Source organism: Campylobacter sp. TJR-1 (genome assembly GCF_032840035.1).
Taxonomy (GTDB): domain Bacteria; phylum Campylobacterota; class Campylobacteria; order Campylobacterales; family Campylobacteraceae; genus Campylobacter; species Campylobacter fetus.
On sequence record NZ_JAWIZX010000013.1, the window covers coordinates 1 to 6,313 of the forward strand.

The 6,313-nt window shown below is 41.8% G+C and carries 1 tRNA gene and 3 rRNA genes; all 4 read left to right on the forward strand.

The features are described 5' to 3' along the window. Window positions 1-407 precede the first annotated feature (407 nt). A 16S ribosomal RNA gene (locus RVY88_RS09020) occupies window positions 408-1,922 on the forward strand. Window positions 1,923-2,013: 91 nt separating this feature from the next. Beyond that, window positions 2,014-2,089 (forward strand) — tRNA-Ala (locus RVY88_RS09025). Window positions 2,090-2,677: 588 nt separating this feature from the next. Beyond that, window positions 2,678-5,708 (forward strand): 23S ribosomal RNA (locus tag RVY88_RS09030). Between the two features lie 303 nt (window positions 5,709-6,011). Further along, window positions 6,012-6,130, forward strand: a 5S ribosomal RNA gene (gene rrf / locus RVY88_RS09035). Together the 16S, 23S and 5S rRNA genes with 1 tRNA gene alongside form the textbook arrangement of a ribosomal RNA operon. Window positions 6,131-6,313 lie beyond the last annotated feature (183 nt).

A 6,313-nucleotide genomic window follows, 5' to 3' on the forward strand; every position in this document is an offset into this window, starting at 1 on the left:
ATTTTAAGCCTCCTTTAAGCACTACTCTTGTATAATTCCAACTCACGAAACGGGAAAGACCTTTTAACTCTTCTAGTTAGAAATCCTTTTTATTTTCGATGTTTTTTAAATTTATAAATGTTAAACTATTTTTATAGTCAATCTTTGAAATCTAAACAAGTGATCGATTGAGCCAGAACTAATTTTAAAGTTAGTTCTATATTAGTATAGAGTAATTATATTATCTTTATACTTATTAATATATAAAAACATTAAAAAGTTTTTTAGATTAAAAACTTCATAATCATTAATTATCTAAAGATCTGTTTTAGCTCTAAGCTAAAACATTAAATTTAGATTGCTTTTGCAATCTTTGTCTTTAGTATTACTTCTTAAGTTTAGCTTGCTAAACTGCTAGAGAAGATTTTTTTATGGAGAGTTTGATCCTGGCTCAGAGTGAACGCTGGCGGCGTGCCTAATACATGCAAGTCGAACGGAGTATTAAGAGAGCTTGCTCTTTTAATACTTAGTGGCGCACGGGTGAGTAATGTATAGTTAATCTGCCCTACACTGGAGGACAACAGTTAGAAATGACTGCTAATACTCCATACTCCTTCTTAACATAAGTTAAGTCGGGAAAGTTTTTCGGTGTAGGATGAGACTATATTGTATCAGCTAGTTGGTAAGGTAATGGCTTACCAAGGCTTTGACGCATAACTGGTCTGAGAGGATGATCAGTCACACTGGAACTGAGACACGGTCCAGACTCCTACGGGAGGCAGCAGTAGGGAATATTGCTCAATGGGGGAAACCCTGAAGCAGCAACGCCGCGTGGAGGATGACACTTTTCGGAGCGTAAACTCCTTTTGTTAGGGAAGAACCATGACGGTACCTAACGAATAAGCACCGGCTAACTCCGTGCCAGCAGCCGCGGTAATACGGAGGGTGCAAGCGTTACTCGGAATCACTGGGCGTAAAGGACGCGTAGGCGGATTGTCAAGTCTTTTGTGAAATCTAACAGCTTAACTGTTAAACTGCTTGAGAAACTGATAATCTAGAGTGAGGGAGAGGCAGATGGAATTGGTGGTGTAGGGGTAAAATCCGTAGAGATCACCAGGAATACCCATTGCGAAGGCGATCTGCTGGAACTCAACTGACGCTAATGCGTGAAAGCGTGGGGAGCAAACAGGATTAGATACCCTGGTAGTCCACGCCCTAAACGATGTATACTAGTTGTTGCTGTGCTAGTCACGGCAGTAATGCACCTAACGGATTAAGTATACCGCCTGGGGAGTACGGTCGCAAGATTAAAACTCAAAGGAATAGACGGGGACCCGCACAAGCGGTGGAGCATGTGGTTTAATTCGAAGATACGCGAAGAACCTTACCTGGGCTTGATATCCAACTAATCTCTTAGAGATAAGAGAGTGCTAGCTTGCTAGAAAGTTGAGACAGGTGCTGCACGGCTGTCGTCAGCTCGTGTCGTGAGATGTTGGGTTAAGTCCCGCAACGAGCGCAACCCACGTATTTAGTTGCTAACAGTTCGGCTGAGCACTCTAAATAGACTGCCTTCGCAAGGAGGAGGAAGGTGTGGACGACGTCAAGTCATCATGGCCCTTATGCCCAGGGCGACACACGTGCTACAATGGCATATACAATGAGATGCAATATCGCGAGATGGAGCAAATCTATAAAATATGTCCCAGTTCGGATTGGAGTCTGCAACTCGACTCCATGAAGCCGGAATCGCTAGTAATCGTAGATCAGCCATGCTACGGTGAATACGTTCCCGGGTCTTGTACTCACCGCCCGTCACACCATGGGAGTTGATTTCACTCGAAGTCGGAATGCTAAACTAGCTACCGCCCACAGTGGAATCAGCGACTGGGGTGAAGTCGTAACAAGGTAACCGTAGGAGAACCTGCGGTTGGATCACCTCCTTTCTAGAGTACAATACTAGTAAGTCTCACAGCTACTAGTAAAAGAAAGATACGATAGCTCAATCACACTTGTTTAGGTTTGAGGGATTGACATGGGGAATTAGCTCAGCTGGGAGAGCGCCTGCTTTGCACGCAGGAGGTCAGCGGTTCGATCCCGCTATTCTCCACCATAGTTTAATATTATAAAAGTTTAATTAGAAAGCTTGATTTTTATATTTAAACTTTCTCATTAGACTTTAGTCTAAACGTTATTTAAAATATCATTGTTAAAAGTCACAATCAAGTTTTAATAAAATAAAACAATTTTACAGGACTTGTTGAAGCTTTAAATATAGACTAATTTTAGCAAGTAATTAATCACCAAATCTGTTATCCCAATAACTACAATAGATTAATTATTAAATTTAACATCACAAGCTATTGGGCTTTTAAAACTTACTTAATAGTAGTTAATGCTTTCCGTCTTATAAATCTATATTTAAATATTGTAAAACAAACATAATATTTAAGCTTTTAAATTTAATAATTTATTATCTTATATATCTGTTTTATCTTTAACAAGGAAGTGATGCAAATTAGAATAATAATCTAAACAAAAATATAAAAACTTCTCAATTCCGAAATACCAAATTTATTATTTAAGTTTGTCTTTAAGGCAAATGAACACAATATTTTATTGTGTTGTATTTTAGGCGGTTGGGGGAGTGCTTGCACTTCCCATCGGAACAAGAGCTTTGCTCTTGCGAGAAGACTAAAAAAGGTAAGCTACTAAGAGCAAATGGTGGATGCCTTGGCTAGTAGAGGCGATGAAAGACGTGCCAGGCTGCGATAAGTCTCGGGGAGCCGTCAAGGGGCTTTGATCCGGGAATTTCTGAATGGGGCAACCCAGTATATAGTGATATATACTACCGCAATGCGGAGCTAACGTTGGGAATTGAAACATCTTAGTACCAACAGGAAAAGAAATCAAAAGAGATTACGCTAGTAGCGGCGAGCGAACGCGTAAGAGGGCAAACCGTTAGTTTACTAACGGGGTTGTAGGACTGCAACATAGACTTAAACAAACTAATAGAATAACCTGGAAAGGTTGACCATAGAGGGTGATAGTCCCGTATATGAAAGTGCGTTTATACTTAGCAGTATCCTGAGTAGGGCGGGACACGTGAAATCCTGTCTGAAGCTGGGGAGACCACTCTCCAACCCTAAATACTACTACTAGACCGATAGTGCACAAGTACCGTGAGGGAAAGGTGAAAAGAACTGAGGTGATCAGAGTGAAATAGAACCTGAAACCATTTGCTTACAATCATTCAGAGCACGATTCTTTATGACGTGTGATGGACTGCCTTTTGCATAATGAGCCTGCGAGTTGTGGTGTCTGGCGAGGTTAAGGAAACCCGGAGCCGTAGCGAAAGCGAGTCTTAATAGGGCGTATAGTCAGATGCTGCAGACCCGAAACGATGTGATCTATCCATGAGCAGGTTGAAACTGGTGTAAGAGCCAGCGGAGGACCGAACAGACGGCCGTTGAAAAGGCTCCTGATGACTTGTGGATAGGGGTGAAAGGCCAATCAAACATCGTGATAGCTGGTTCTCTCCGAAATATATTTAGGTATAGCGTTGTGTCGTAATTATAAGGGGTAGAGCACTGAATGGGCTAGGGCATATACCAATGTACCAAACCCTATCAAACTCCGAATACTTATAATGTAATCACAGCAGTCAGGCGGCGAGTGATAAAATCCGTCGTCAAGAGGGGAACAACCCAGACTAACAGCTAAGGTCCCTAAATCTCATTTAAGTGGAAAACGATGTGGAGTTACTGAAACAACCAGGAGGTTGGCTTAGAAGCAGCCATCCTTTAAAGAAAGCGTAATAGCTCACTGGTCTAGTGATTCTGCGCGGAAAATATAACGGGGCTAAAATGAGTACCGAAGCTTTAGACTTGCACTTAATTCTAATTATAAATTTGGCTATGAGCTTTTAAGTTATATTTCTCATAATTTAATTGCACTCATATAAATTAAATTATGAGAAAATAGTTTAGCTAAAATAATTAGAAGTAATTAGAATTAAGTGCAAGTGGTAGGAGAGCGTTCTATTCAGCGTTGAAGGTATACCGGTAAGGAGTGCTGGAGCGGATAGAAGTGAGCATGCAGGCATGAGTAGCGATAATTGATGTGAGAATCATCAACGCCGAAAACCCAAGGTTTCCTACGCGATGCTCGTCATCGTAGGGTTAGTCGAGTCCTAAGCAAAGTCCGAAAGGGGTATGCGATGGAAAATTGGTTAATATTCCAATACCAATTATTATGTGCGATGGAAGGACGCTTAAAGTTAGTGGAGCTAGCGGATGGAAGTGCTAGTCTAAGGGTGTAGGTTGAGTTATAGGCAAATCCGTAACTCTTTATCCGAGACCTAAAAGGCTCATGACGCTCTTCGGAGTAGATTGAGAATCCATGATACTATCGAGCCAAGAAAAGTTTCTAAGTTTAGTAATAATTGCCCGTACCGTAAACCGACACAGGTGGGTGGGATGAGTATTCTAAGGCGCGTGGAAGAACTCTCTTTAAGGAACTCTGCAAAATAGCACCGTATCTTCGGTATAAGGTGTGCCTAACTTTGTATTAAGATTCACTCCCAAAGCAAAGAAGGTTACAACAAAGAGTCCCTCCCGACTGTTTACCATAAACACAGCACTCTGCTAACACGTAAGTGGATGTATAGGGTGTGACGCCTGCCCGGTGCTCGAAGGTTAATTGATGATGTTAGCTATGCGAAGCATTTGATCGAAGCCCGAGTAAACGGCGGCCGTAACTATAACGGTCCTAAGGTAGCGAAATTCCTTGTCGGTTAAATACCGACCTGCATGAATGGCGTAACGAGATGGGAGCTGTCTCAAAGAGGGATCCAGTGAAATTGTAGTGGAGGTGAAAATTCCTCCTACCCGCGGCAAGACGGAAAGACCCCGTGGACCTTTACTACAGCTTGACACTGCTATTTGGATAAAGATGCGCAGGATAGGTGGGAGGCTTTGATCCATAGACCCTGGTTTATGGTGAGCCATTGTTGAGATACCACTCTTCTTTATTCGAGTAGCTAACTAGCCTAAGTTATCCTTAGGTAGGACAATGTCTGGTGGGTAGTTTGACTGGGGCGGTCGCCTCCCAAAATGTAACGGAGGCTTACAAAGGTTGGCTCAGAACGGTTGGAAATCGTTCGTAGAGTATAAAGGCATAAGCCAGCTTAACTGCAAGACATACACGTCAAGCAGAGACGAAAGTCGGTCTTAGTGATCCGGTGGTTCTGTGTGGAAGGGCCATCGCTCAAAGGATAAAAGGTACCCCGGGGATAACAGGCTGATCTCCCCCAAGAGCTCACATCGACGGGGAGGTTTGGCACCTCGATGTCGGCTCATCGCATCCTGGGGCTGGAGCAGGTCCCAAGGGTATGGCTGTTCGCCATTTAAAGCGGTACGCGAGCTGGGTTCAGAACGTCGTGAGACAGTTCGGTCCCTATCTGCCGTGGGCGTAAGAAGATTGAGGAGAGTTGACCCTAGTACGAGAGGACCGGGTCGAACTAGCCACTGGTGTACCAGTTGTTCTGCCAAGAGCATCGCTGGGTAGCTAAGCTAGGATGAGATAAGAGCTGAAAGCATCTAAGCTCGAAGCCAACTCCAAGATGAATCTTCTTTTAAGAGCTCTAGTAGACTACTAGTTTGATAGGCTGGGTGTGTAATGGATGAAAGTCCTTTAGCTGACCAGTACTAATAGCTCGTTTGCTTATCTTTATATAAGCATCACTTCCTTGTTAAGGATAAATTTGCTTTGTCTTTTTTCTACTATGCGACGTTAGATTACGTTTCAAACTTCGGTCACGAACTTTATGTTCGCTCCTTTGTTTTTACTTATCTGCCTTGCCTAGCGAAAAAAACAGTTAGCAAAAAGTTCAATTAATCTTAGAACTTAAAACGATCCTTGCAAAGAAAATAGTTTTACTCTAGTTAAAACCGAAAAGACTTTTAACGATTATTTAACAAACAGTGTTAAATAAGAGAATAGCTAAACTATTTTTTATTCTTTTATTTAACACTGCCCGTGGCTATACGTGAATAGGAAACGCCTTGCTCCATCTCGAACCAAGAAGCTAAGCTTTTCATGGCCGATGATACTCTCTCTTACTGGGATGTGGAAAAGTAGGTCGCTGCGGGCTTTGTGTTTATGCTTAATTCTTATTATTTAAATCAATCAACTACTTATTATTAATCAAACTATTCTCATTAAAAGTTTTATCAATTAAAAGCTTATTTCTAATGTTTTATGATTGACAAATGACAGATATTAGTTTAATCAATATAAATATTTATGAATTTGGCTAATTGTTGTCGGGTTGATA